We start from the raw sequence: 26,003 nt of genomic DNA on the forward strand, positions 1-26,003 counted from the left end.
CCTTCAGCTCTGGCTCGTCGCCCAGCGCGCGATGCTGTCGGCGTAGCGCGGTGTCTCCACCCGGCAGTGCGCACCCGAGGCCTCCTGGCGCGCGGCCGCGGCGTCGGTGAAGCTCTGACCCTGCGCGGCGATGAACGACAGGAAATCTTCGGTCGGGTGGGACGTCACGGTGTTCGTGTAGCGACACCGACCGTTGTCCAGACGCTCCATCCGCAGTTCCCAGATGACCTGGGTGGTGGTCCAGCCGGCCGGGGTGAGGATGTCGGAGAGCGAGACCATCTTGCAGTAGTGCGGCTCGGCGACCTCGTAACGGTACTGCTGCACGACCAGTCCGGTACCGATCATCTCGACGTTGATGGACATGGGGGTGCCGTCGTCATCGACGGTGTAGCCCGCCGCCTTGTGATCGCCGGGGGCGCACCGCTGGTACTCGTGGGTCGGCAAGGTCTTCAGCCACTGCGCGATATCGATGCGGTCGAAGGGCGCATCGACATCGGCGGTGACGACGGCGTGAGACAGGACCAGATCTAAACGGACGGTGGCGGTCATGACGCACTCCTTCGAGGTGGGATTTCGGGGTCACATCAACCCTGTCCGCACCTGCAGGAACGAACAATCCCGCTGCCGTGACCAGCGTAGGTGGCGCTATCCCCCGCCCGAATATCCGGTTTTCCCGCGCGACCGGCAGTGATCCGCTACGACCCGCTGCGCGAATCGAGTGACCGAACGCCCGTCACAGGATAAAGTCTGCCAAAATTGACGAGGGGGAAAACCGTGACGGCAAAGCATCCGACCCGCGCCGCCAAGCACCGCCGGCGGAACAAGCGCGCAGCCGCGCAACGTCGGCTCGCCGCGGGTGCAGCCTCGCTGAGCTTGACCGCGACGCTGCTGGGCCTCACGGCCGTCGGTCCCGAGATCGCGACGGCCGCGGCCGAAGATGGCGTCTCGTCCAGTTCTGGCAACGCCGAGCGGCCCGACAGAGCCGATTCTGGCGGCACCGACGACCAGAAGCGCACCTCCGGTCTGAGCGGAAGCGACAACGACAGCCAGACCGACCGGCCGACCACGTCTGGAACGGTCGAGGAAACCCGCGAGACCGACCGCGAGAACGACCGGGACACCGAGCTCAAGAAACCCGACACCGCCCCGTCCGAGGATGCCGAGTCCGAGGACCTGTATGAGGCGATCGGTGCGGGCCCAGCATCCCCGCCCGAATCGTCCCTGCCAGAAACGTCCCCGGCAGAAACGCCACCGGTGGCCGAGCCCACGCCGGCGGTCACCGAGGCGGCACACTCCTCGCCGACATCGACCGACAGCGCGGAGCACATCCAGGAGCAGACCTCCGAGGACCACACGCAGCCTGCCGCGCTGACCTACTCGGCGGCTGCCACGACGACAGGCGGCCAGAACACCGCGTCCGAGGCGCCGCTGCCCGACACAGAAACGCTGACGCCGTCGGCCTCGTCGGTCATCTCACTCGATCCACCCAACTACGGGCGCGAGTTCGTCGCGGGTCAGATCGAAGCGCTCATCGGTACCGGTCGGACGATGATCTCCCTGCTGCCGCTGCCCTACGAGTTCAAAGAGTGGCTCTACGCATCGCTGAACGGCACCCGCCGCGCGCTGTTCAACCAGGCGCCGTGGCTCAACCCCACCCAGATCAGCGCCGAAGGCGGGGTGCCGATCTCCGGGACCCTCGGTGCGGTCGACCTGGAGGGCGACGAGATCCGGTACGCGATCGTGACCGGTCCCACCTCGGGCACCGTGGTCATCGCGCCGGACGGGTCGTTCGTCTACACCCCCAATGCCGGGTTCACGGGCGTGGACAATTTCGTGGTGTCCGCCACCGACCTCGGCGAGCACATCAACCTGTTCGACCTGTTCCGCGCCGCCAGCACGCATGCGTCGCTGTTGGTCAACGAGCGCGCGGTGTCGTTCATCTTCAACTACACCACCGGTTCGCAGTACTGGACCAGTGATGCACGTACCGCGCTGTATCGGGCCGCCAACAACGTGATGCGTGAGTTCATCGTCACCAAGCCCGTGATCATCACCTACGAGATCACCGGTGAGAACACCGTCGGCACAAGCCTGGCCTCCGCCGAGAGTGCGCTCATCTCCTCCGGCGCAGGATTCTTCCCGACCGTGGTGCAGCACAAGCTGCTCACCGGAATCGACGCCAACGGCGCCGCCGCCGACGGGCACATCAACTGGAATTTCGCCTACCCGTGGGCATTTGGTGACTATGTCTCGGCCCAGCAGTACGACTTCGACATGGTCGCCATGCACGAGTTCCTGCATTCGCTGGGCTTCATGTCCTATGCGCAACCGTCCAGCACAGGCACGCAGCGCGGGTGGACGCTGTATGACAGCTTTCTGCGCACCGCGGGCGGGTCCAAGCTGATCGGCTCGGACTTCCGGCTGACGTCGCCGATGGCCGCCAGCCTGACCGGCGGTTCGGGCAGCGTCTTCTTCGGCGGTAATGCCGCGCAAGCGGCCTACGGCGGGTTGGTTCCGCTGTATGCGCCCTTGACCTGGGCGGGTGGGAGTTCCATCTCCCATCTGGACAGCACAGTGTTCACCGGGCCCAACCGGCAGTTGATGAATCCCCAGGTTCCCACTGGGCACGGGATACGCGCGCTGAGCGCGGTGGAACGCGCGATCATGCAGGATCTGGGCTACACCCTGGCCCCGATGGACGCATCGTCGATGCTGGCGCTGGTCGGGTTCGTCTTCATCCGGCGTCGCCGCGTCGAGGCCGAATAGCGCACGAGGCCGTCCAGTTCGTCAAATGCTGCCCGAAATTCCTTGTGCAGCAATAGCATTGGTGGCATGACAAAGCTGTTTCTGATGGCCGCGATATTCGCGGCGGGCCTGGTGGTGGCGCCGGGCGCCCAGGCCGAGCCGTGCGATCCGAACTACTCGGGCGCCTGTGTGCCGATCGCCAGCGATGTCGACTGCGCGGGTGGCAGTGGCAACGGTCCGGCCTACGTCCAGGGCCCGGTGACGGTGATCGGAAACGATATCTACGACCTCGACCGCGACGGTAACGGGACCGGCTGCGAGCCCTGAGCGACCCCCACGCACACACCCTGGAGTGAGCGCGCTCACAGGTGGGTACTCCCCCTCGGTCCATTTTCGGCCTGAAAGCGGCGGAGGTACCCATGAGCGAGGCACCAGGTCTCAAGAGGGCGTTGAGCCAGCGGCAGCTGACGATGATCGCGATCGGCGGCGTCATCGGAGCCGGATTGTTCGTCGGTTCCGGCGTCGTCATCGGTGACACCGGCCCGGGTGCATTCCTGACCTATGGGATGGCCGGCGTGCTCATCATCATGGTGATGCGGATGCTCGCCGAGATGGCCGTGGCGAACCCGTCCACCGGATCCTTCGCCGACTATTCGCGCAAGGCTCTCGGGGATTGGGCGGGATTCTCCGTCGGCTGGCTGTACTGGTATTTCTGGGTCATCGTCGTGGGGTTCGAGGCGATCGCGGGGGCCAAGATCATCCAGTACTGGATGGACGTGCCGTTGTGGTTGTCCGCGCTGATCTTCATGGTGCTGATGACTGCCACCAACCTGTTCTCGGTGGCCTCCTACGGCGAGTTCGAGTTCTGGTTCGCCGGTATTAAGGTGGCCGCGATCATCGGATTCATCGGTCTGGGAACGGCTTTCATCTTCGGGCTATGGCCCGGAAAGTCCGCCGACTTTTCCAATCTGACAAGTCACGGCGGGTTCATGCCGCTGGGCTTCGGCGTGATCACCGTCGGCATCGTGACCGTCATCTTCTCGATGGTCGGCGCCGAGATCGCCACCATCGCGGCCGCGGAGTCCGCCGATCCCGAGCGTGCGGTGGCCAAGGCCGCCAACTCGGTGATCCTGCGCATTCTGGTGTTCTATGTGGGCGCGGTGCTGGTGCTCGTGCTGATCGTGCCCTGGAACGACGAGAGCGTCGCCGCCTCACCATTTGTCGCGGCGTTCACTGAGATGGGCATTCCGTACGCCGACCACGTCATGAACGCCATCGTGTTGACCGCGGTGCTGAGCTGCTTGAATTCGGGTCTCTACACGGCCTCCCGCATGTTGTTCGTGCTCGCCAAGCGCCGCGAGGCCCCACCGGCGTTGGTCAAGATCACCAGTCGCGGCGTGCCCGCCAACGCGATCCTGGCGTCCTCGGTGATCGGATTCCTGTGCGTCATCGCCGCGGCCGTCTCCCCCGACACCATCTTCGCGTTCCTGCTGAACTCCAGCGGCGCGATCATCCTGTTCGTCTACCTGCTGATCTCCATATCCCAGATCGTGCTGCGCTACCGCACCCCGGATTCGGAACTGCGGGTCAAAATGTGGCTTTTCCCAGTGCTTTCCGTGCTCACCGCCCTGGGAATCGTCGTCATTCTGGTGCAGATGTTCATCGACACCGCGCTGCGCTCGCAACTGGTTCTGAGTCTGTTGTCGTGGGCGGTGGTCATCATGCTCTACGTCATCAACAAATGGTTCGTGAAACGACGCCCACAGAGCTCGGATGCCCCGACGAAGGCTGATTCGGAGACCGCCGCACCTGAGCGGCACGTACCGTCGTAATCATGGTGCTTGGGCAGGAAATGGGTGCGATCAGGGACCGCCTCGGACGCGCGCTGTTCGGGCTCGTCGCCGGACCCGACGGGCCGCAGAACCGGGCCAGGATCCACGACACACCCGGGCCGCGCTGGTTCGACGAGGACCGTCCCATCCGCCGCGTCCACGCCGACGCCTCGATGTTCGTCGGAGGGCTGCGTGCGCTGCTGTTGCAGTCGCTGCACCCGCTGGCAATGGCCGGTGTCGCCGAGCACTCCGATTACCGCGGTGATCCCTGGGGACGGCTGCAGCGCACCAGTACCTTCCTCGCCGAGACGACGTTTGGGCCGGCCATCGACGCGCAGCGCGCCGTGGACAAGGTGCGCGGTATCCACCGTCGCGTGCGCGGGGTGGCGCCCGATGGCACGCCATACGATGCGTCGGATCCGCATCTGCTCGAATGGGTGCACATCGCCGAGATCGACAGCTTCCTCCTGGCCCATCAGCTCTACGGCGCCGAACCGCTGGATCAGGACGGGCGCGACGGGTATGTCGCCGATACCGCGCGGGTCGCCGAGGCGCTGGGGGTCCCGAATCCGCCGCGCACCGAGCGTGAGTTGCGGGCGCGCATCGAGGCCTATCGAGCGGAGCTGTGCGGGACCGCGGCGGCACGGGATGCGGCCCGTTTCCTGCTGCTGACGCCGCCGTTGCCGCTGCCGGCACGCGCTCCCTACGGGGTGTTGGCCACGACCGCGGTGGCGATGCTGCCCAGCTGGGCGCGAAAGCCGTTGTGGCTGCCGTACTTCCCGCCGCTGGAGGCGACCGTGGTGCGAGTATCCGGGCGGGTACTGGTCGGCGGGATCCGCTGGGTGCTCACGGCGGCTCGTGACCAGCAGGAGCACGCGACGTCGGCGTGACGGGAAGGACGGCGTTGGACAAGAACACCGAGGTCAAGATCTGCCCGGTATGCGGTCGCCCCTTCCACAATCGGAAGAAGTGGCGCTCGCGCGGGCAGTGGGATCAGATCATCTACTGTTCGCGACGCTGCCGAGGTGCCGCCGCGGCTAAGTGAGGGCGGACGCGAGGGCAGCGCCCAATCGCCGGCCCGATAGCCACGCGGACTCCACGCGCGGGGCACCCGAGGGGCACCAGGCGTCGCCGCAGATTCCCACCGGGCGGCCCGAGGTGTCCAAACCGAATTCGGCATCACCGTGGGTGCCGGTCGGCTTCGCGAAAGTCCAGCGGTGTGCGCGCGTCCACAGCGGTGCTGCATCGACGCCTGCGACTCGGCGAAGGGCCGAAAGTACCGGCGCGACCGCATCATCCGGTCGGTCCAGGTGTGTTTGCGCGCGGTCCGCGGTGGTGTGCACGGCGAGGACCGCGGCGCCGTCACCGCGCCGGGAACCGTCGTCGGCAATGAAGGACAGATCAGGGTCGTCGTTGACGAATGCGGCATCGGCGAACGCCCAGCTGCGGTCCGGCCAGCCGGCCGCGACGGCGATCACCGGTTCGTAGGTCACCCATGCGCATGCCTCGGGTGCCAGCCGCGCGGCCTGCGGGTCGGGCATGGCCAGGACCACGGCATCGTGGGCGAGATCGTCGAGGGATTCGACTGCTGATTCCACGCGGACACCATCGGGAAGCTGGTCCCGGACCAGTGACCGCAGGCCGCCCGGAGCCGCGAAGCGCATGGGTCCGGTGGTGACATCGTGGCCTGATGGGGCGAACACGTCGAACGTGTCCGTCCAGGAGCGCGCCAATCCCCGCGCGATCCATCCGTCGGCGATCGCGGTGAACGACGGGTCTTTGACGGTGAAGTATGCGGCGCCCATGTCGACGCGGCGGCCGTGCAGGGTGGGTGAGGCCATCCGACCACCCGGTGCGCGGCCGCGTTCGAAGATCTCGACCTCGATATCGCGTTCCCGCAGGGCATGTGCGCATGCCGCGCCGGAGAGACCGGCCCCGATGACCGCGACGCGTGGTGATGCCATGCTGGCGAGGGTAGCCGCACGCAGGTCGGCCAGCTCCTGCGTGCGGGCGCAGCGTCGGATTACAGCCGGATCCACTGCCCAAGGAACCAGAAACCCCAGCCGTCGCCGTTGCCGGCGCGCATCGGCTCGACGCGTTGACCGTTGTACTGGAACGGTTGGTGGTCGCCACGGGCCTGATCGATACCGCGCTGCTGCCAGTTGTTGTTCTGCGGCCCCGGGGCACACGCAGGTGCATTCGGGGTACCGCATGGGCGACCAGGGTCGGCACTGGCGGTGCCCATGCCGACACCGAACAGGCCGGCCAGCGCGATACCGCCGGCCAGGACCGGCGCGGCTGCGCGACGCGTGATCTTCATGGGGTTACTCCGTTCGTCCGTGTGTGTTGCCGCGGTACCTCACCGCCACACGAATCACGACGTTATGGCCCCCCGTTTGGTCACCCCTGTGGCAACGTTAGGCGCGCGCTGTGCGTCCGGTAACGAATCGAAATAGCGCTGTCGCAGCGTATTTCACTCACCGTGCGCGACCGAATTCAATCCACCGAGCTTGCCGCCGTCAGCAGCAGGGTTGCCTCGTCGTATGGAAACAATCGGTAGAACAGCCGAGAACGAGGCAGCACCAGCTCCGCCGCCTCGTCCTTGCTCACCACCCGTGGGTTGACGAGTTCAATGGGCCGCCCACGCTTGTGCAGCACCGTCGGTCCGCCGGCGAGCACGTTCTTCACCCAGTCCGTCTGTGGGCCGTAACCGATGAGAATGGCGTAGCCGTCGTGCGTCGCGAACACCAGCAGGGGCGTGTGATATCGCTTGCCTGACTTCCGGCCGACGTGCTCGAGCGTCCCGAGGTTCGGAAGCCACGGAGTGATCCTGCGAGCAGCCGGGTTGGTCACTCTCCTGTTAAACTCTGCGAATCGGCGAGGGACGCGCATTCTCGGAGTCTAGGCATGTGGCGACGTCTCTGGGACTGCCCGGGTTGTCCCGGACACTCCAAGTTTCGTAATGACGCTAACCACCTACGCGGACTACATCAACGAGGATAAACAGGCCGCACCTAAGGTTGGACGCGGCATTGTCGAGGCTGCCAAGTCAGCGAGAAAAGTAGTGCCGCTGGAGCGCAAGGCGAATTGACGCTCCGCTTATCTTACTGAGGTGGCAGCATCACTGGCGTGACGTACTCGTTTCGCAACCGACTAGTACTAAGCGGCGCAGTTAGTGCAGGCCTCTTGGGGGAACCCAACCCCGAGACGGGCTTAGTGGACGTGACGACCGTTGTTCTAGCCGACGAGGGCACGAATGGTGTCGTTGAGCTATGCGGTCCAGCCGAAAGTGAACCGATACAAGGTGCACTGGAGCTAAGGCTGACGGGACGGGATTTTCCAACGGCCGAGACTGCCTACGCAGTTGGCGTTGCATGGCGGAACCACCTAACAATCGCGTTCGCTCACTACCTGGTTGGCATCAAGATTGGATCCGCCGGCAACCCAATTCACCAGAGCTTCGGCACGCCGTACTACCAGAGCCCAACGCAGCGGCGTTTGCGGGATGATCCGGGCTTGCTCGTCTTCGAACCCGAGGAGCAAACTGCGTCAGGGGGATTATTCGCCGAAGGCTCCGTCATGCAGGGCATTTACGGGTTGATTACCTACGCGCTGCCCTGGATCACTAGCCGCGACTACGAGTTAAGTTCGCAGCAGTTGTTGGCGTACGGGCTCGTGCACGCCGCGTACTTCGAGGACAACCCCGAAACGAGTTTCATCCTATTAGTCACCGCGATTGAAGCGCTATTACCGCCGCGCGAGGACCAGCCACGCGACATTGCTGAGGTTATTGATGTGCTCAACCAGAGTCTTGCTGAGATGACGGATATCGACGACGGTCTACGGCAAGACGTTGCCCAGGCTCTGGAGGACGACAAATTCGACCCGATTGGGCGGAGAGGCCGTCAGTTGGTCAGCTGCCTCGGCACGGAGCAGTTTGCCGGTCAGAAGCCAAAAGACTACTTCTACGACCGATACAAGGTACGCAGCGACTTGGTGCATGGCAGCGTTGATCGCCTTACCGAGTATCAACTTTTGAAAGAGGTGCCCGAGCTGCGCCGCTTCGTTCTGGGTCTGTTGGGCGTGCTGGTGTTCGGTGTGCGGATGCCCGAACAGTGGACGGCAGAAAGTGTCCAAGGCGCCTAGCGCCCCAGTGTCTTGCCGCACCCGAGCTTGGACGCGAAGCAGTCGAGCCGGGAAAGTAGTGCCGCTACATCGCAAGGCGAACTAGTCGTCTTGATCTCTCCACACCATGCCGTGGTGAGCAAGACCTTCAGGCCACTGCGTGGTTCGGTTCGACAACATGACCTCAACGCCTGGCGTGATATCTGTGAGGACTGCCTCGGTTAAGTCCGCGCCCTGGACCACGGTACCACTTACGGATGCTCCCGAGAGATTTGCGCGATAAAGCGTTGCGTTGGTGAAATTGGCCCAGTCAAGCCGCGTCTTGTCCAAATGTGCGCCGCTAAGATCGGCATTCGTCAGGTTGGCACCCATTAAATAGGCTTCCGTAAAAATCGGCGCTTGAGACATGAAATCACTACCGCGATGGGCTGCTCGCTCATTTTTTGGCCACCGAGAAATAATGTAAGCTTCCGTAAAATCTGCGCCGAATAAAGCTGCCCTGACAAACTTGGTGCGGCGCAGATTTGTACGTTGAGCACTGGCCAACTGCAAACTCGCTGATGTGAGATTCGTTGCCCGTAAATCACAATCATCGATATTTGCCCGCTGAAGGACCGCTTCAGTGAAGTCAGCATCACTGAGGTCCGCTCCAGCCAGCAGAGCACTGTCGAACCAAAATTGCTTCAGCTCAAGCTGTGACAGCGAGACGAAACGAAGATCCACTCCCTGCAAATTCAATTCGCGCCAGTAATATCGAATTCCTTTTCGCTTTGCAAGCTCGGAGATTAAACGAATTACGGTTGCCCGGACGGGCACATCGGGGCATTGAGGCCCTGGATCCTCAAGTGGTGTGCGTATGTAGGTTGCGAGCATAGCAACACACACACGGTGTTGGCCTTCGTCGCCGAAAGCAAGCCAATCATCAGCCAACGCTACAAGTCCATGAGCAGCAGCCTCACGAACAATCGGCTTCGCATCGGAAAGCTGTGCAACCAATTGCGAATATCGGTCGTTCAGCTCGCGCTTTAGTTCACGCTTTGCCTTATCGGACTCATGCTCGGCGCGTTGCCTCCGCTCACGCTCACCGTTCCAGAAAGCGAGACCTGCAGCAAAGATTGCGCCGATACCGACTAATACAGTCGCATAGGGTTGCGCTGCCGTTGACCAAAAGCGTCCCCAATCGGGGGTGTTTGCGCGAACAGCGAATACGAGCGGCGGGACGGCGAGCCCGACCAAGACCAGAGTCAGGGCAACGATGATGAATACACGAGTCCTAGTCTTCATCGTTTGGCCTTACCCTTCGTTCATTCCGGGACGCTACAGCCTCACAACGATATCTAGCCATATTGACGACCTGTGGCTTGGCACGGCAGTCGACGCCCACCGAATTGCTTACGCGACGGCCCCACGAACCGAACCGGGCCGAATTTGGACGCGGTGTGGACGTAGGGAGCCGAAGCGGCCGATGACGGCTCAGGTGTTCGCGGAAAAACCACCTCCAACTGCAACAACACCAGTGCCCCCAGTCGGACTCGAACCGACACTTGGCGGATTTTAAGTAAGGGCTTCCGGGTTTTTCGGCCGTCTCGCGACCTCGGACAATAGTTCGCTAAATCGTGCAAACTTCCTGACAAATACGCATTCTCGACGTAACCAGATCGGGTTCCGGGTGGAACGCGGGCGGGCTCCGATCGGCCCCTGGCCGCCGGTATTTCACCGGTATTTTCGAGTTAGCTAGGGGCTGTGTCGGCCGAAGATCGGACACCGGCGCGTCAGGTGGACCCCGCCTAACTCTGGAGTGCAACGATCCATCGCATGGGTGATCGCATTCGCGAAACTATGGACGGAACACTGGGCCACTTTTGGGCGGAACTCGGCGACGTCTACGACCTGAACAAGTCCCACGACGGTCATGTACGTCTAGTGGATAACGAACTGTTCCATGTCGGCACTCTGCGAACACGCGAATTTCGGGGCGAGTTCGGTCGGAACCGCGACAGGCTGCCACGTCCCGAAGCGGTTTACGGGCTTACATCCGACACCCGCGCGATGTTCTTTGATATAGCAGGGGTTGGGCAGTCAAATGTGATGGGAGAGAGAGCGTCGACACAGACGATTCGCACCCGGGGTGTCGTAGTCGATGTACCATTCCCGCTCCTCCTTGACAGCAACTTCACCGAAGTTGAGATCTGGATACCCGAGGTAACGCAGTGGTCAGGTCTGTACGGGGTTACGGAGCGAGTTACGCAGTATGACGACGAACGTCCAAAGGAATACACCGCTTCCACGGTCAACATCGACACTCTCGAAATCGGCATCCGTCGAGGACTCACGCTGACCCTGGACACCACTTGGTCCGTCGACGGCCCCGATGACAAACGAGTTCTCAGCACACCTTTGGTAGCTGGGACCAGAAGTGACACGCCGAGATCCTGGCGCCAGCATCTTCCAGCGTTGATAGCTGTCCAAGATCTGATCAACTTGGCGTACGAAGGTTTCGTCCCCGCGGAACACGCAACCGTCGAGTTCAAGCGCAAGGAAGACGGCCAGCCCCGCAGCACTCCCCGAATGTGGAACTCCCGACTAATGACGGTGCCGCCGGGGCTGTCGAAGCCGAGGATGACGCAGGTTCCGCTGTTTCACCTGCAGACGATCGGGGGTGTGCGAGGGGTAAGAAACTGGATCCGACTGGACCACTCATATCCTCGGGCAACCGGACCGATCACTAACAGGTACCGGTATGGCAGGACCAGCGTGGAGGTGCGCCTAATCGAAGTCGCGCTCGGCCTTGAGTACTGGACCAAGGTCAACAGAGGACTGGGGCGGGCATGGGCGGCGCCCAGAAAGATACGCAAGAAGATTGATGAACCATTGCCAATGGCAATCGGACGGTATGTAGGCCCAGCGTGGACCGAATTCATCGGCGATCTATACAAATGGAGCGACAAGTTCTGGACCACCTATAACAGCTTGAAGCATGCACCGAACTTTGAGTACGATCCCCACGAGGTCGGCTTGCTCGGAGACTCCGGTGCACTACTGCTCCTCGGCGCGCTTCTTAATCGTGTTGCAGGGAACCGTATTCCGATGAAGGCGATTTGCCAAAGCCACAGGACTCACATGATCGGATACGACATCCGCAAGCTACTGAACTAGTGAACCACCCCTTCTGATTCGCCTGCCTCCGAAATAGATTGACCACATGGTTCGATGGGTTCTCGGCTGGTTTTGTCGCGGCGGGCGGTTCGGGCAGCGTGTTGAGCGCACCGCCGTCCTCCTCGGGGATGTAGTCGCCGTACACGTCCAGAGTCAGGGTAAAAGTGCTGCGCCACAGCCACTTACTGACCTGCATGAAATGTGTACCAGCCGACAGCTGGAACGATGATCTGTTTGACTGGGACGACGTCGATCCCGCAACTAGCCAGTTCCTCGCGAAGGTCTGGAATACCTACGGCGGGATCGCAGCCTGGAAGTTACCGCAACATGACGCATGAGGAAGCCCCATGGATGGACCACTTCGCGCAGGGGGAACGCTTCACCGTGATTCCGCAGGATGAGATTCGCGCATACTTTGAGTCACGCGCCAATAAACCGCGGTGAGCCCCGGAAACGACCACCAGCGTGCAAAAAGGCCGGCATCGTCAGCCGACAAACTTCGAGCCCCGTCAGCGCCGCGCGATACCAACCAGGCGACTGCACCATCTAGTCAACGGGTACGACGTGCAATCTTTAGGGAACAAGGACGGCCAGGCCCAATTTGCCCTTACGCTGCACAAATGCGCACAGTTGCGATGGCAAGACTTTGGCCAGGCCGGCCGCAAGGGTGCCGGAACGGAATTGATCCCGAAAGGTCAGATCAGAGCACCGATCCCTTCCAAGTTCTCCCATCAAGACAGATTCATGGCCTTCCGCTACAAGGGCCAGTTGCCAATGCTTGGCGTCCGGATCAATGAGGTCTTCCACGTTCTGTGGGTGGAACGCCAATTCGGCGACGCATATGACCATGGCGGAAGCTAGCCGCCGCGTCGATGTACGCCCGAACTGTACTCCCCGGGCAAGTTAGCTACGGGAACTTGCCCCCGCCAGGCCACCGGTATTTCACCGGTACTTTCGTGGGTATCTAGTCAAGCTAATCGCTGGAAATAGCCGCTACCAGGCCTTTCTCCGTGCCCCCAGTCGGACTCGAACCGACACTTGGCGGATTTTAAGTCCGCTGCCTCTGCCAATTGGGCTATGGGGGCATCAATCCAACGAACCTACCGCAGAGCATCCGATCAGTTGTTCCGCTGTGTCCTGTGCCGGGCATCATCACGGGGCGGCGACTCCACTCCTGACGGAATCGGGCCAGTCGGACCTGCGTATCGGCGCCGTTCCTGCTCCGAGCGTGCCGACACCGACCCGCGCACGCCAGTGGCGGCATTGCCAACATCCGCAAGGATAGTGATAGCGGCTAGTTATCCGTCCCCGGTGGGGGTTCGGGTTCGAACGGGGTGTACCACATCCATTGGGCTCGCTCCCCCTTCGGACCGCGGCACGGGGGCACATCCGGCGGCGGCCCGGTCGGTGGGCGGGCCAGCGACGCGCCGGTCAACCGGCGACCATCACAGTCGGTGACCACCAGCCGATCCGCCGGACCGACGATCGTGATCTCCCCCTTGTGATGCAACCGATGATGAAACGGACACAACAACACCAGATTGTCCAGTTCGGTGGCACCGCCATGCTCCCAATGCACCAGATGATGAGCATGCAAACCCCGCGTCGCCCCACACCCAGGCACCGCACACATCCCATCGCGATGCTCCAACGCCCGCCGCAACCGACGACTGATCGTCCGCGTACTACGCCCCGCACCCATCGGCGTGCCATGACGCTCCAACCACACCTCACAACTGGCATCACACAACAGGAACTGGCGCTCCCACTCCGCGAGTACCGGCCCCAGATGCAGCGCCGCCGACCCCTTCTCGACGTCGTAATGCACCACCACCGTGGTACTCGCCCCGTGCGGACGCGCCGCCGCTTCGGCGTCCCAGCCGGACTCGACCACGCTCATCAACGCATCCACCATGTCCGGGAACGGCGGCACCTCCACACCATCCCGGGCACCGGCAGCGTCAGGATCATCGTGGTCGCGTCGCCAATCGGCGACCAACCCCTCCTTGTGCGCACCCAACGCCGCATCGAACGTCGCCGCCTCCAACTTCGGCAACCGAATCCGATACGTCGTACACCCATCCTGTTCATGCCTACTGAACGACCGCACCGAACCATCCCGCGGCTCCGGCTGCGGGCGCGGCTCCTGCTTGACCGCCGTACGCAACTGCGTCACCGTCGCGGTCTTGGCCAACTCGGCGTAATGATCATCCGAACCATCCGCGGCATGCTCGGCGATCACCCCGAACTGATCAAGCGACATCTGCCCCTGGCGCAGGTTCGCCGCCAACCGCGGAAACACCTCCAGGCGTTGGGCAATGGCCACCATCACCTGAGCGTTGCGCGGTGACATCCCCAACCGCCACGCCACCAACTCCACCAGCGACCGACACCCCGTATGACCCCACAACGACGGCCCATCACCACCATCGATCTCGGCGACAATCTCCACCAACCGACCATCAAGAGCATTACGCTGACCCACCAACTCAGCAGCCTCGTCATAGAGCGCCGACAACCGATCAGACACCGAATTCACCACATCAGCGGCGTAAGGCGTTGTCGGAGGAGGCATACCACAATTCTAAAGACAGGGTCCGACAAGTAGCGGTCCGCAAGATCGCCGTCAGAAACCCGGCCGGCGCCGTCAAGATTCCGTACAGATCGAGCCTCGTCCCGCCTCCCGGGCGGATCGTGGAGCGGTGACCGACACGATAAGGCAACTGTGCCGACTACTGCTCGATGGTGACACCGTATGGGGTGCAGTGGATATCCGGCCCCAGCGCTGGGGCAGCGTGGTCTACCGGATCGTGCTCTACCCGCCGGGCATCAGCGCCGAGGAGCGCCGCCGCGTCCGGGTCTGGCGGGGGTTCTACGGGTGGGGCGCCGCGTGGTGGCTGGTCGTGACGGCGGTCCTGTCCGGTTTCGCCGAACCCTGGTTCGCGGTCACGGTGGCCTCGCTGACGACACTGCTGTTCGGGACGTGCGCGTACCTTCGCGCCGGATCGGTGCGCAAAGAGGTACGAACAGCGGATATCACTGTGCCACTGCCTAGCTCGGACCGGGCACTGCTTGCCCTCGCCCGTCAGGTACAGGCGGTGGGCACCGCCATGGTGCGGGCTGACCGCAGACTGCGCGAGGGGCAGATCACCGCCGCCGAGCACGAGGTGATCTGGCACCGTGCCTACGAGAACTTATTGCCCACCAGGGCCATACCGGCCGTCGGCCGATACGGAGTAGCCCGATGACCGATCTCGTCGCCGCCCTGACGCTGCTCGGCGCACCGGCCGCAGTGCTCCTTGCCGTCCGGTGCGCCATCCAGCGCCAATTCCGGCGGGAGAAGTGACCGGTCAGCTCGTGGGCGGCTCGTACGGAACCTCGGGATGGTCGCGATGCCAATCAATCTGCTGCTCGGCGACCTTGCGGTGAATGCGGTTAAGCCACAACAATCCACCGGCGATCAACACCACCGCCAGCACCACGCCGACGATGCCGGCAGTCGAGCTGCCATTGGCGAACGCGAACAACCCGCTCACCAATGCCACCACGCCGAGGCCGACCGCGACGATCCCCGGCGCATTCTTACCGGCCTTCATCGCCTCCCCTGCATGCTGCCGATAGGTGCGTGCGTGGTCGACCGGGTCCTTCGAGGTATCAGGCATGGCACCCTCCCGTGAAAATCATTGGTACGACGGATAATGGGATTGCTTCAGCAGCCGCGCCAAGTGCACCGCATTGCGGGCCGCAGCGGCCGTCGTCGACGCGACTTGCTCAGGGATCTCATCGAGGTCGTTGAAGTCCTGGGACCCCATCGCCGGGCCGGTCCAGTACGTACAGCCCTGCGCGGCAATGCTGAAACCCACATCGTTGAGCCCCTGGAAGACATCGGCGACAACCTTGTGCGCGCCGTCCTCGTTGCCCACGACGCTGACCAAGGCGACCTTGCCGACCATAGCGGGGCGTCCCTGCTCGTCGGTGGTGGACAGGTCGGCATCCAGACGTTCGAGGACGCGTTGGGTCACCGACGAAGGATGACCCAGCCAGATGGGGGTGCTCAACAGCAGAATGTCGGCATCCAGAATCTTCTCGCGGATCTGTGGCCACTGGTCACTGTCGCCCATGTCGATCTCGACACCCGGCGCGATGTGAAAGTCCACGCAGCGCACCACTTCACACTGGGCTCCGGCCTTCCGCAGATGGGTGAAGAAGTGCTCGGCCATTGCTTGGCTACTGGATGGGCTGGGACTTGGTTTGAGGCTGCAGACCAACCCAACCACCCGGACGGTCCCCGGATCATTGGTGCTCATGCCCGAGAAGTACCCCGTGCGACACGCACCAAACTGATCGCGCCGGTTTCACAGGTGTACGACGGGGCATCCTTCCGGCCGCCCTCGGCGCGGTGCCCGCGAAGAACGGACGAGCACTACGCCGTCGGCGTCTCCCACACCGACGCATCGACCGGGGTGCCGGTCACCATCTCGACGACACTGAAGATGAACTCGTCCTCGGTCATATCGCCGTCGGCGGCCACCTGCCTGAGCGCCTCGTTGATCAGCGGGAAACCGGCAGCCAGATCGAATGTCCAGCCGGAGTCGGTACGCGCGAACTCCCAGTCCGCGCCCGCGGGCTCGCCGTCGACCAACATCGGTGCATAGGCGCGATCCCCATCGACGCGCACCTCACCGATGGAGTTCCCTTCCAGCGCATCCGAGTCGATCATGCCCTCGTCGATGCCGTAGACCAGCAGACCGGTGCCGTCCATCGTGGCGAAGTCCGGGGGTGTCTCGACCCGCATGCGAGCGATCATCAGGCGGTCCATCATGCCGGCCTTTGCGATCTCGGCCGGTCCTGCCGTCCGCGCCAGGTTCACCACCGTGTCGTAGTGCGCGATGGTGTCGGGGCTGATCAACGCCGGGACCGCCGCACCGTTCTGCGCCGCGGCCTCGTCGCGGTATTTGTCGAAGACCGACTGCACCGCCTTGGCATCGGCCTCGGGATCGACGACGGGTTCAGCGGTGGTGCTCGCGGAGCCGACCGGCGAACCCTCCACCTGCCGGTCTCCGCCGCAACCGCTGAGCAGCGCCGTCAGTGCAAGAAATCCCGCCGCCAGGTGCAGACGCACCGGAACCACCTCCGCGTCACAGATACCGTCACGATGTCGTTGCCATCGCAAACTCTAACGCGTCGTCACATCCCGATGGGTCCCAACATCACCGCGGGCCTCGGCACCCGCCACCGCGCGCACCCGTCGTCGATGGACTCGTCGACCGCCGACGCCATCGCCATCAGCTGGTGTTTGTCCGCGCGCAGCCAGGTCTCGGCCGAACCACCGGCCAGACTCATCCGCGTCACCTCCACACCGTCGCGGCGCAGGCCGGCGATGTGGCCGAGCAGCCGATGCGCGGTGACGGCCCAGGCATCGGGATCGGCGCGGGCGACGGTGGCGTGCATGCCGACCACATCGACATCCGCGGGTGGGCTGGTGGCCAGCAGGCAGTCCGGGTCGAGGTGCACCGACGCCGCCCCGGCGGCCAGGTCGGAAAGGATGGTCAGATGCCGGCGGGTGGACGCCACGAAGCGGGTGACACCACAGGCCAGCGCTCCCGAGATGGCCACGGCGGACGGCCCGCAGCGCCACAACACCTGATCGGCCGGCACACCCCCGGCCCGCACCATTCCCAGTTCAGCGGCGTCTCCGACATGCACCGTCACCCCGTGGGTGCGGACCCACGCCGAGACCAGTGGGTCGATCAACAGGGCCGCAGGCAGCCCGCAACCGGATTTCGGCAGCACTCGTCGCACAGTGCGCACGGCGACCCGCAGCCGGTGCGGATGGCCCGCGTGCGTATCAAGATCGGTCATCAGTCCGGTCTACGCGCGGAGGCTGTCCGCAGGCTGTGCGCAAACCCAGACCACGCCCAGAACGCCGCGGGCGTAGAGACCCCGTAAAGATGCCGGTGCCACCCGTCAAGGAACCGTCAATGCCCAGCTCAGCGGCAGAACACGGTCGTAGCTTTGCCTTCGCCCCCACGCCGGTCCGGCCGGGGGTGTCAACAAAAAACAGGAGTACTGATCCGTCGTGACGACCATCGCGTCCACCCTCGTCTTCCTGGCACTGACCATCGCGATCTTCGCGCTGCTCGGCCTGGTCCAGAAGCTGGTCGAGCGGCTGTGAACCTCGCCAACAGCGTCGGCCTGGTGCTGGCGATCCTGACCGCGGTGTTCCTGTTCGCCGCACTGCTGTTCCCGGAGAGGTTCTAGTGTCCACGACCACCGCGGGGATCGTCTTCCTCGCCGCCCTCATCCTCGTGCTGGCCCTGACCCACGTGCCACTCGGCGACTACATGTATCGCGTCTACACCCGCGCCGAGGACTCCCGCATCGAACGCGGCATCTACCGGCTCATCGGGGCAGATCCGAAAGCCGAACAGACCTGGGGCGCCTACGCCCGCAGCGTGCTTGCCTTCTCCGCGGTCAGCATCCTGTTCCTGTTCGCCTTCCAACTGGTGCAGGGCAAACTGCCGCTGCACCTGAACGATCCGGCGACCGAGATGACCCCGGCCTTGGCCTGGAACACCGCGGTCAGCTTCGTGACGAACACCAACTGGCAGGCCTATTCCGGTGAGACGACCCAGGGACATCTGGTGCAGATGGCGGGTCTGACGGTGCAGAACTTCGTCTCCGCCGCCGTCGGCATGGCCGTCGCCATCGCCTTCGTGCGCGGCCTGGTCCGGCGCAGCACCGGTGACCTCGGCAACTTCTGGGTCGACCTGGTGCGCGGCAGCCTGCGAATCCTGCTGCCGCTCTCCGTGATCGGCGCGATCGTCCTGATCGCCGGTGGCGTGATCCAGAATTTCGCGCTGCATGATCAGGTGGTCGACACCATCGCCGGCGGACAGCAGACCCTGCCCGGCGGCCCGGTCGCCAGCCAGGAGGTCATCAAGGAGCTCGGCACCAACGGCGGCGGGTTCTACAACGCGAACTCCTCGCACCCCTTCGAGAATCCGACGCCGTGGACGAACTGGGTGCAGATCCTGCTGATCTGCCTCATCCCGTTCGCGCTGCCCCGCACGTTCGGCCGGATGGTCGACAACAAGAAGCAGGGTCTGGCGATCGTCGCCGTGATGGCCACCATCGCGACATTGAGCGTCAGCGTGCTGATGCTGGTGCAGCTGCAGGCCCACGGCACCGTGCCCACCGCTGTCGGCGCGGCCACCGAAGGTGTGGAACAGCGTTTCGGCGTGGCCGATTCGGCGGTGTATGCCGCCGCCACGACGTTGACCTCCACCGGCGCGGTCAACTCGTTCCACGACTCGTACACCAGCCTCGGCGGGCTGATCACCATGTTCAACATGCAGCTCGGCGAGGTCGCCCCCGGCGGTGTCGGATCGGGTCTCTACGGCATGCTGATCCTGGCCATCATCACCGTCTTCGTGGCAGGCCTGATGGTCGGGCGCACCCCGGAGTACCTCGGCAAGAAGATCACACCGCGGGAGATCAAGTTCGCCGCAACGTATTTCCTGATCACCCCGCTGCTGGTGCTCACCGGGACCGCGCTGGCGATGGCGATGCCCGGCCAACGCGACGGCATGCTCAACACCGGACCACACGGTCTGTCCGAGGTGCTATACGCCTTCACCTCGGCGTCCAACAACAACGGCTCGGCCTTCGCCGGTATCAGCGTCAACACCGAGTGGTACAACACCGCGCTCGGCCTGGCCATGGTGTTCGGCCGCTTCCTGCCCATCATCCTGGTGCTGGCGCTGGCAGGATCGTTTGCCGCACAAGCCCGCACACCAGAATCCGCAGGCACCCTGCCCACCCACCGTCCGCAGTTCGTCGGGATGGTCACCGGCGTGACACTGATCCTCGTCGCCCTGACCTTCCTGCCGATGCTCGCGCTCGGCCCCCTCGCCGAAGGAATCCACTGATGTCCACCGCGACCGTCGACCCCGCCGCCGCCACCGCGCCGCGCACCCCGAAGAAGTCCGTCCAGAGCGGGTTGCTCGACCCGAAGATGTTGTGGACCTCGGTTCCCGACGCGCTGCGCAAACTCGACCCCCGCACGCTGTGGCGCAATCCGGTCATGTTCATCGTCGAGATCGGGGCCGTCTGGAGCACGCTGCTGGCCGTCACCGACCCATCCTGGTTCGCCTGGCTCATCGTCGGATGGCTCTGGCTGACCGTGGTTTTCGCCAATCTCGCCGAGGCCGTGGCCGAGGGGCGTGGCAAGGCGCAGGCCGACAGCCTGCGCAAGGCCAAGACCGACACCATGGCCCGCCGGGTCACCGCCTCCGGTGGAGAGGAGCAGGTGGCCGCCCCGCTACTGCAACAGGGTGACGTGGTGATCGTCGAAGCGGGACAGACCATTCCGGGTGACGGCGATGTCATCGAGGGCATCGCCTCGGTCGACGAATCGGCCATCACCGGCGAGTCGGCACCTGTCGTCCGGGAATCCGGTGGTGACCGGTCGGCCGTGACCGGGGGCACCACGGTGCTCAGCGATCGCATCGTCGTCAAGATCACCCAGAAGCCCGGCGAGAGTTTCATCGACCGGATGATCGGCCTTGTCGAGGGCACCAACCGGCAAAAGACACCCAACGAGGTGGCGCTGAACATCCTGCTCGCCTCGCTCAGCATCATCCTCGTCTTCGCCGTCGCCACCCTGCAACCGCTGGCCATCTACTCCAAGGCCAACAACCCCGGCGTACCGGACTCGTTGTCGCTCACCGGTGATGGCATCACCGGCATCGTCCTGGTGGCGCTGCTGGTGTGCCTTATCCCGACCACCATCGGTGCGCTGCTGAGCGCCATCGGCATCGCGGGAATGGACCGGCTGGTGCAGCGCAATGTGCTGGCGATGTCCGGCCGCGCCGTCGAGGCCGCCGGTGATGTGAACACCCTGCTGCTCGACAAGACCGGCACCATCACGTTGGGCAACCGGCAAGCCGCGGCATTCCTGCCACTGACCGGTGTCGGCGAGGACGAGTTGGCCGACGCGGCGCAGCTGTCCAGCTTGGCCGACGAGACACCGGAGGGCCGCTCGATCGTGGTGTTCGCCAAAGAGCAGTATGGTTTGCGTTCTCGCACACCCGGTGAACTGAGCCACGCGCACTGGGTCGAATTCAGCGCCACCACACGGATGTCCGGCGTGGACATCACCGATGACGGGTCCGAGCGCAAGTTGCGCAAGGGTGCGGCCGGCTCCCTGGCCGACTGGATCCGCGCCGAGGGTGGCACGGTGCCCGCCGAACTCGGCGAGCTGGTGGAGCAGATCTCGGCGGCCGGTGGCACTCCGCTGTCGGTCGGTGAGGTACGTGACGGCCGGGCCCGCGCGCTCGGCGTCATCCACCTCAAGGATGTGGTCAAACAGGGCATGCGGGAACGCTTCGACGAGATGCGCCGCATGGGCATTCGCACCGTCATGATCACCGGCGACAACCCGACGACCGCCAAGGCCATCGCGGCCGAGGCCGGGGTCGACGATTTCCTCGCCGAGGCGACGCCCGAGGACAAGATGGCGTTGATCAAGGCCGAACAGGCCGGGGGCAAGCTCGTCGCGATGACCGGTGACGGCACCAACGACGCACCGGCGTTGGCCCAGGCCGATGTCGGCGTGGCGATGAACACCGGCACATCGGCGGCCAAAGAAGCAGGCAACTTGGTCGATCTGGATTCCGATCCGACCAAGTTGATTGAGATCGTCGAGATCGGCAAGCAGCTGCTGATCACCCGAGGAGCGTTGACGACCTTCAGCATCGCCAACGATATCGCGAAGTACTTCGCCATCATCCCGGCGCTGTTCGTCGCGGTGTTCCCCGGGCTGGACCTGCTGAACATCATGCGGCTGCACAGTCCGCAATCGGCGATCCTGTCCGCGGTGATCTTCAACGCGATCGTGATCGTCGTGCTGATCCCGCTGGCCCTCAAGGGTGTCCGCTACACCCCGAGCAGCGCCTCGAAACTGTTGAGCCGCAACCTGTTCATCTACGGTCTCGGCGGTGTGGTCGCGCCGTTCATCGGCATCAAACTGATCGACCTGGTCGTCCAACTCTTCCCGGGAATGTGACATGAACTTCGCCAATCTGCTCCGCCAACACACCGCGGCGCTGCGAGCGCTGCTGGTCCTCACCGTGATCCTGGGACTGGCCTATCCGATCCTGATCTGGCTGGTGGCCCAGTTGCCGGGCCTGCGCGACAAGGCCGACGGCTCGCTGCTGGAGATCGACGGAAAAGTACTGGGCAGCAGCCTGATCGGGCAGCCCTTCACCGATGCCGACGGAAATCCGCTGCCGCGGTACTTCCAGTCCCGTCCTGGCGGTTACGACCCGCTGGCCACCGGTGCATCCAACCTGGGGCCCGAGGATATCGTCGACACGGCCACCGGCGCCGATCCCACCGATGGCCGCGCCAGCCTGCTGACCGAGGTGTGCACCCGCAGCCTGGCGGTCGGCGAGCTGGAGGGCGTCAACGGTGCCCGGCCGTTCTGCACGGCCGAGGGTGTCGGGGCGGTGCTGTCGGTCATCGGTCCCCGCGATGCGCGCGGCACCGTCACTCAACCGACCAGGGTGGTCAGCGTGAACCAGGTCTGCCCGGCCGTCCCGTTCGTCGCCACCTACGAGGGGGTCCGCGTCGAGTGCGCCGAACCGGGCGCGGACTATGCGACCGGCCAGATCGTGCCGGTGGCCGGTACCGCGGCCAACCCGGCGGTGCCCGCCGACGCCGTCACGGCCAGTGGTAGCGGACTGGACCCGCACATCTCCCCCGCCTACGCGGCGATACAGGTCGACCGCGTCGCCGCGGCGCGCGGTATCAGCCCCGAGCAGGTGCGCGCGCTGGTCGACGAGCACACCGAGGGCCGCACGCTGGGCTTCCTGGGCGAACCGCGGGTCAACGTGGCGCAGCTGAACCTGGCTCTGGACCGACTGGGGGGATGATGGGCTGGTGACCGACCGACCGAAACGCGGGGAGCTGCGCATCTACCTCGGCGCGGCTCCCGGCGTGGGCAAGACCTACGCCATGCTGGGCGAGGCGCACCGGCGGCTGGAGCGGGGCACCGATCTGGTGGCGGCCGTCGTCGAGACCCACGGCCGGTCCAAGACCGCCGAGCTGCTCGACGGTATCGAGATCATCCCGCCGCGGTTGGTCGAGTATCGCGGCGCCACGTTCGGTGAACTCGACGTCGACGCGGTGCTGGCCCGCCGCCCGCAGGTGGTGCTCGTCGACGAACTGGCCCACACCAACACCCCGGGCAGTGCGAACCCGAAACGCTGGCAGGACATCGAGCAGCTGCTCGCGGCGGGCATCACGGTGATCACCACCGTCAACGTGCAACATCTGGAAAGTCTGAACGATGTCGTCGCCCAGATCACCGGTATCGAGCAGCAGGAAAAGGTGCCCGACGAGGTGGTGCGCGCCGCCGATCAGATCGAGCTGGTCGATATCACCCCGGAAGCCCTGCGCCGCAGGCTTTCCCACGGCAACGTCTACGCACCCGACCGGATCGACGCGGCCCTGTCGAACTATTTCCGGCGGGGCAACCTCACCGCGCTGCGCGAGCTGGCGCTGCTGTGGCTGGCCGACCAGGTCGACGCCGCACTGGCAAAGTACCGCTCCGACAACAAGATCACCGCAACCTGGGAAGCCCGCGAACGCGTGGTCGTCGCGGTGACCGGCGACAAGGAATCCGAGACCCTGGTCCGCCGGGCGTCGCGCATCGCGTCGAAATCCAGTGCCGAACTGATGATCGTGCATGTGGTGCGCGGTGACGGGCTGGCCGGTGTGTCGGCCCCGATGATGGGTGCGGTCCGCGATCTGGCGGCCAGCCTGGGAGCCAGCGTGCACACCGTCGTCGGCGATGATGTTCCCGCCGCGCTCTTGGATTTCGCCCGCGAGATGAACGCCACCCAGTTGGTGGTCGGGACGTCGCGGCGCTCTCGGTGGGCACGCATCCTCGACGAGGGCATCGGCGCCGCGGTGGTGCAGAATTCCGGCACCATCGACGTGCACATGGTGACCCACGAGCAGACCAGGCGGGCCACCGCCCATTCCGGGCATCGGAACTGGCAGCACGTTGCGTCCTGGTTGGCCGCCGTGGTGGTGCCCACGGCACTGGCGGCCGTCGCGGTGCTGTGGCTGGACCGCTATCTGGGGGTCAGCGGCGAGAGTGCGTTGTTCTTCGTGGGCGTGCTGGCGGTGGCACTGCTCGGCGGGGTGGCCCCCGCGGCGCTCTCGGCGGTGCTGTCGGGTCTGCTGATCAACTATTTTCTCGCCGAACCGCGCTACACGTTCACCATCTCCGAACCCGACAGCGCGATCACCATCGCGGTGCTGCTGATGGTCGCCGTCGCGGTGGCCGCGCTGGTCGACAGCGCCGCCAAACGGGCCCGCGAGGCGCGTCGCGCCTCCCAAGAGGCCGAACTGCTCGCGCATTTCGCCGGTTCGGTGCTGCGCGGTGCGGATCCCGCCGCGTTGCTGGAGCGGGTGCGCGAAGTGTACTCGCAGACCTCGGTGAGCCTGCTGCGCGAGCGCGACGGCGATACCGAGGTGGTCGCCTGCGCCGGCACCGATCCCTGCACCGATGTCGACGACGCCGACACCGCCATCGAAGTCGGTGACGACGAGTTCTGGTTGGTGCTGGCCGGCCGGCGGCTGCCCGCCCGGGATCGCCGAGTGTTGGGCGCGGTCGCCAAACAGGCCGCCGGCCTGGTCCGGCAGCGTGAGCTGATCTCCGAGGCGGGCCGCGCCGAGGCGGTCGCGCGGGCCGACGAGCTGCGCCGCTCCTTGCTCTCGGCGGTCAGCCACGACCTGCGCACCCCATTGGCCGCCGCCAAGGCCTCGGTATCGAGCCTGCGCAGCAATGACATCGACTTCTCCCCCGAGGACACCGCCGAGCTGCTGGCCACCGTCGAAGAGTCCGTCGACCAGCTGACCGCACTGGTGGGCAATCTGCTGGACTCCTCCCGGCTGGCCGCCGGGGTGGTCAAGCCCGAACTGCGTCGGGTGTACCTGGAGGAGGCCGTGCAGCGGGCTCTGCTCGGAATCAGCCGCAGCACAAAGGACTCCGGCTGGGATCGGGTCAAGGTGGACGTCGGTGACGCGGTCGCACTCGCCGACGCCGGCCTGCTGGAACGGGTGTTGGTCAACGTGATCGACAACGCGCTGCGGTACGGGGGCGACCATCCCGTGCGGGTGAACGCCGGACGTGTCGGTGAGAGGGTGTTGATCACCATTGCCGATGAGGGACCGGGTATTCCGCGCGGCGCCGAAGAACAACTGTTCGCGCCGTTCCAGCGGCTCGGGGACCAGGACAACACCACCGGTGTCGGGCTCGGCCTGTCGGTGGCCAGTGGGTTCGTCACCGCGATGGGCGGCACCATCTCGGCGACCGACACTCCCGGCGGCGGGCTGACGGTCGTGATCGAGTTGGCCGCAACTCAGGAGAATGACCAGTGACCAGGGTCTTGGTGATCGACGACGAACCGCAGATCCTGCGGGCACTGCGGATCAATCTGTCGGTGCGCGGGTACGAAGTGCACACCGCGGCCACCGGCGCCGAGGCGTTGCGCGCCGCCGCCGATCACCGCCCCGACGTGGTGATCCTCGACCTCGGCCTACCCGATATGTCCGGTATCGACGTGCTGGCCGGGCTGCGCGGCTGGCTGACCGTCCCGGTGATCGTGCTCTCGGCGCGTACCGACTCCTCGGACAAGGTGGAAGCGCTCGACGCGGGTGCCGATGACTATGTGACCAAGCCGTTCGGCATGGACGAGTTCCTGGCTCGGCTGCGCGCCGCGGTGCGACGGGCCAGCGCGGCCACCGAAGATGACCAGCCCGTGGTCGAAACATCCTCTTTCACGGTAGATCTGGCCGCAAAGAAGGTCACCAAGAGCGGTACCGAGGTACATCTGACCCCGACCGAGTGGGGCATGCTGGAGATGCTGGTGCGCCACCGCGGCAAGCTGGTGGGCCGCGAAGAGCTGCTCAAGGAGGTGTGGGGACCGGCCTATGCCAAGGAGACCCACTACCTGCGGGTGTATCTGGCACAGCTGCGCCGCAAGCTGGAGGTCGACCCGTCACGGCCCAAACACCTGATCACCGAGGCGGGGATGGGATACCGCTTCCAGGAGTAGCGCCGCAGGGGAT

General features: G+C 64.7%; 24 protein-coding genes, 1 tRNA gene and 1 pseudogene. 15 read left to right on the plus strand and 11 right to left on the minus strand.

The features are described from left to right. Nucleotides 1–3 precede the first annotated feature (3 nt). Nucleotides 4–549 carry a hypothetical protein gene (locus tag PGN27_RS08740; protein ID WP_335325781.1) on the minus strand — a complete coding sequence of 182 codons (546 nt, stop codon included), beginning with the start codon at nt 547–549 and terminating at the stop codon, nt 4–6. A 225-nt stretch (nt 550–774) separates the two neighbouring features. Between PGN27_RS08740 and PGN27_RS08745 the strand changes: the two genes are divergently transcribed. The 5 genes and pseudogenes from PGN27_RS08745 to PGN27_RS08765 all read left to right on the plus strand — a co-directional run bounded on the left by PGN27_RS08745 (nt 775) and on the right by PGN27_RS08765 (nt 5,622). Then, nucleotides 775–2,766: an Ig-like domain-containing protein gene (locus tag PGN27_RS08745; RefSeq protein ID WP_335325782.1), complete on the plus strand. Its 1,992-nt coding sequence runs from the start codon at nt 775–777 to the stop codon at nt 2,764–2,766. Nucleotides 2,767–2,832: 66 nt separating this feature from the next. Next, nucleotides 2,833–3,072, plus strand: coding sequence for a hypothetical protein (locus PGN27_RS08750; RefSeq protein WP_418888570.1), 240 nt, complete (start codon nt 2,833–2,835; stop codon nt 3,070–3,072). A 92-nt stretch (nt 3,073–3,164) separates the two neighbouring features. Beyond that, a pseudogene (locus PGN27_RS08755) lies at nt 3,165–4,508 on the plus strand (amino acid permease); the annotation flags it as partial. 71 nt (nt 4,509–4,579) lie between these two features. Continuing rightward, nucleotides 4,580–5,467, plus strand: a complete 888-nt coding sequence (locus PGN27_RS08760; RefSeq protein ID WP_335325783.1) for an oxygenase MpaB family protein — start codon at nt 4,580–4,582, stop codon at nt 5,465–5,467. Further along, nucleotides 5,464–5,622: a DUF2256 domain-containing protein gene (locus tag PGN27_RS08765; RefSeq protein WP_335325784.1), complete on the plus strand. Its 159-nt coding sequence runs from the start codon at nt 5,464–5,466 to the stop codon at nt 5,620–5,622. The genes PGN27_RS08760 and PGN27_RS08765 overlap by 4 nt, the downstream gene beginning before the upstream one ends. On the opposite strand, the gene PGN27_RS08770 is transcribed toward PGN27_RS08765, so the two are convergent. The 3 genes from PGN27_RS08770 to PGN27_RS08780 all read right to left on the minus strand — a co-directional run bounded on the left by PGN27_RS08770 (nt 5,615) and on the right by PGN27_RS08780 (nt 7,469). After that, a complete protein-coding gene (locus PGN27_RS08770) occupies nt 5,615–6,541 on the minus strand; it encodes an NAD(P)/FAD-dependent oxidoreductase (RefSeq protein WP_335325785.1) in 927 nt (308 codons plus the stop codon). The genes PGN27_RS08765 and PGN27_RS08770 overlap by 8 nt on opposite strands. A gap of 59 nt (nt 6,542–6,600) precedes the next feature. Next, a complete protein-coding gene (locus tag PGN27_RS08775; RefSeq protein WP_335325786.1) occupies nt 6,601–6,897 on the minus strand; it encodes a hypothetical protein in 297 nt (98 codons plus the stop codon). A 176-nt stretch (nt 6,898–7,073) separates the two neighbouring features. Continuing rightward, the gene (locus tag PGN27_RS08780) at nt 7,074–7,469 is read right to left on the minus strand and encodes a nitroreductase family deazaflavin-dependent oxidoreductase (RefSeq protein WP_335325787.1); all 396 of its coding nucleotides are present in this window, start codon (nt 7,467–7,469) and stop codon (nt 7,074–7,076) included. 330 nt (nt 7,470–7,799) lie between these two features. On the opposite strand from PGN27_RS08780, the gene PGN27_RS08785 reads away from it, so the two are divergent. Next, a complete protein-coding gene (locus PGN27_RS08785; RefSeq protein WP_335325788.1) occupies nt 7,800–8,723 on the plus strand; it encodes a hypothetical protein in 924 nt (307 codons plus the stop codon). Between the two features lie 81 nt (nt 8,724–8,804). Here PGN27_RS08785 and PGN27_RS08790 read toward each other — a convergent pair whose 3' ends face one another. Next, on the minus strand, nt 8,805–9,986 hold the full coding sequence (locus PGN27_RS08790) for a pentapeptide repeat-containing protein (protein WP_335325789.1): 1,182 nt from the start codon (nt 9,984–9,986) through the stop codon (nt 8,805–8,807). Nucleotides 9,987–10,517: 531 nt separating this feature from the next. On the opposite strand from PGN27_RS08790, the gene PGN27_RS08795 reads away from it, so the two are divergent. Beyond that, nucleotides 10,518–11,858, plus strand: coding sequence for an ApeA N-terminal domain 1-containing protein (locus tag PGN27_RS08795; RefSeq protein WP_335325790.1), 1,341 nt, complete (start codon nt 10,518–10,520; stop codon nt 11,856–11,858). 1,011 nt (nt 11,859–12,869) lie between these two features. Here the strand turns inward: PGN27_RS08795 and PGN27_RS08800 are convergent. Together PGN27_RS08800 and PGN27_RS08805 are read right to left on the minus strand one after the other, a co-directional pair. Next, a tRNA-Leu gene (locus tag PGN27_RS08800) sits at nt 12,870–12,943 on the minus strand. A gap of 209 nt (nt 12,944–13,152) precedes the next feature. Further along, on the minus strand, nt 13,153–14,433 hold the full coding sequence (locus tag PGN27_RS08805; protein ID WP_335325791.1) for an HNH endonuclease signature motif containing protein: 1,281 nt from the start codon (nt 14,431–14,433) through the stop codon (nt 13,153–13,155). Nucleotides 14,434–14,560: 127 nt separating this feature from the next. On the opposite strand from PGN27_RS08805, the gene PGN27_RS08810 reads away from it, so the two are divergent. Continuing rightward, nucleotides 14,561–15,106 (plus strand): DUF6611 family protein, encoded by a 546-nt coding sequence (locus tag PGN27_RS08810; RefSeq protein ID WP_335325792.1) that lies wholly within the window; start codon nt 14,561–14,563, stop codon nt 15,104–15,106. 102 nt (nt 15,107–15,208) lie between these two features. Here PGN27_RS08810 and PGN27_RS08815 read toward each other — a convergent pair whose 3' ends face one another. The 4 genes from PGN27_RS08815 to PGN27_RS08830 all read right to left on the minus strand — a co-directional run bounded on the left by PGN27_RS08815 (nt 15,209) and on the right by PGN27_RS08830 (nt 17,720). Continuing rightward, nucleotides 15,209–15,520: a hypothetical protein gene (locus PGN27_RS08815; protein WP_335325793.1), complete on the minus strand. Its 312-nt coding sequence runs from the start codon at nt 15,518–15,520 to the stop codon at nt 15,209–15,211. Nucleotides 15,521–15,538: 18 nt separating this feature from the next. After that, on the minus strand, nt 15,539–16,165 hold the full coding sequence (locus PGN27_RS08820; RefSeq protein WP_335325794.1) for a flavodoxin family protein: 627 nt from the start codon (nt 16,163–16,165) through the stop codon (nt 15,539–15,541). A 116-nt stretch (nt 16,166–16,281) separates the two neighbouring features. After that, the gene (locus PGN27_RS08825) at nt 16,282–16,980 is read right to left on the minus strand and encodes a hypothetical protein (protein ID WP_335325795.1); all 699 of its coding nucleotides are present in this window, start codon (nt 16,978–16,980) and stop codon (nt 16,282–16,284) included. 65 nt (nt 16,981–17,045) lie between these two features. Then, on the minus strand, nt 17,046–17,720 hold the full coding sequence (locus tag PGN27_RS08830) for a hypothetical protein (protein ID WP_335325796.1): 675 nt from the start codon (nt 17,718–17,720) through the stop codon (nt 17,046–17,048). A gap of 217 nt (nt 17,721–17,937) precedes the next feature. On the opposite strand from PGN27_RS08830, the gene PGN27_RS08835 reads away from it, so the two are divergent. The 7 genes from PGN27_RS08835 to PGN27_RS08865 are packed head-to-tail and all read left to right on the plus strand — an operon-like array spanning nt 17,938 to nt 25,990. After that, nucleotides 17,938–18,033, plus strand: a complete 96-nt coding sequence (locus PGN27_RS08835) for a potassium-transporting ATPase (RefSeq protein WP_090558791.1) — start codon at nt 17,938–17,940, stop codon at nt 18,031–18,033. Next, nucleotides 18,030–18,119: a potassium-transporting ATPase subunit F gene (locus PGN27_RS08840; protein WP_090558789.1), complete on the plus strand. Its 90-nt coding sequence runs from the start codon at nt 18,030–18,032 to the stop codon at nt 18,117–18,119. Before PGN27_RS08835 ends, PGN27_RS08840 begins: the two co-directional genes overlap by 4 nt. After that, entirely contained in the window at nt 18,119–19,789 is a 1,671-nt protein-coding gene (gene kdpA, locus PGN27_RS08845) for a potassium-transporting ATPase subunit KdpA (protein ID WP_335325797.1), read from the plus strand. Before PGN27_RS08840 ends, kdpA begins: the two co-directional genes overlap by 1 nt. Further along, nucleotides 19,789–21,927: a potassium-transporting ATPase subunit KdpB gene (gene kdpB, locus PGN27_RS08850; protein WP_335325798.1), complete on the plus strand. Its 2,139-nt coding sequence runs from the start codon at nt 19,789–19,791 to the stop codon at nt 21,925–21,927. Before kdpA ends, kdpB begins: the two co-directional genes overlap by 1 nt. A 1-nt stretch (nt 21,928) precedes the next feature. Further along, a complete protein-coding gene (locus PGN27_RS08855) occupies nt 21,929–22,795 on the plus strand; it encodes a potassium-transporting ATPase subunit C (RefSeq protein ID WP_335325799.1) in 867 nt (288 codons plus the stop codon). A gap of 4 nt (nt 22,796–22,799) precedes the next feature. Next, a complete protein-coding gene (locus PGN27_RS08860; protein ID WP_335328672.1) occupies nt 22,800–25,313 on the plus strand; it encodes a DUF4118 domain-containing protein in 2,514 nt (837 codons plus the stop codon). Then, on the plus strand, nt 25,310–25,990 hold the full coding sequence (locus tag PGN27_RS08865; protein WP_030137548.1) for a response regulator: 681 nt from the start codon (nt 25,310–25,312) through the stop codon (nt 25,988–25,990). The genes PGN27_RS08860 and PGN27_RS08865 overlap by 4 nt, the downstream gene beginning before the upstream one ends. Nucleotides 25,991–26,003: the final 13 nt, after the last annotated feature.

This window comes from Mycolicibacterium neoaurum (assembly GCF_036946495.1).
GTDB classification, from domain to species: Bacteria; Actinomycetota; Actinomycetes; order Mycobacteriales; family Mycobacteriaceae; genus Mycobacterium; species Mycobacterium neoaurum_B.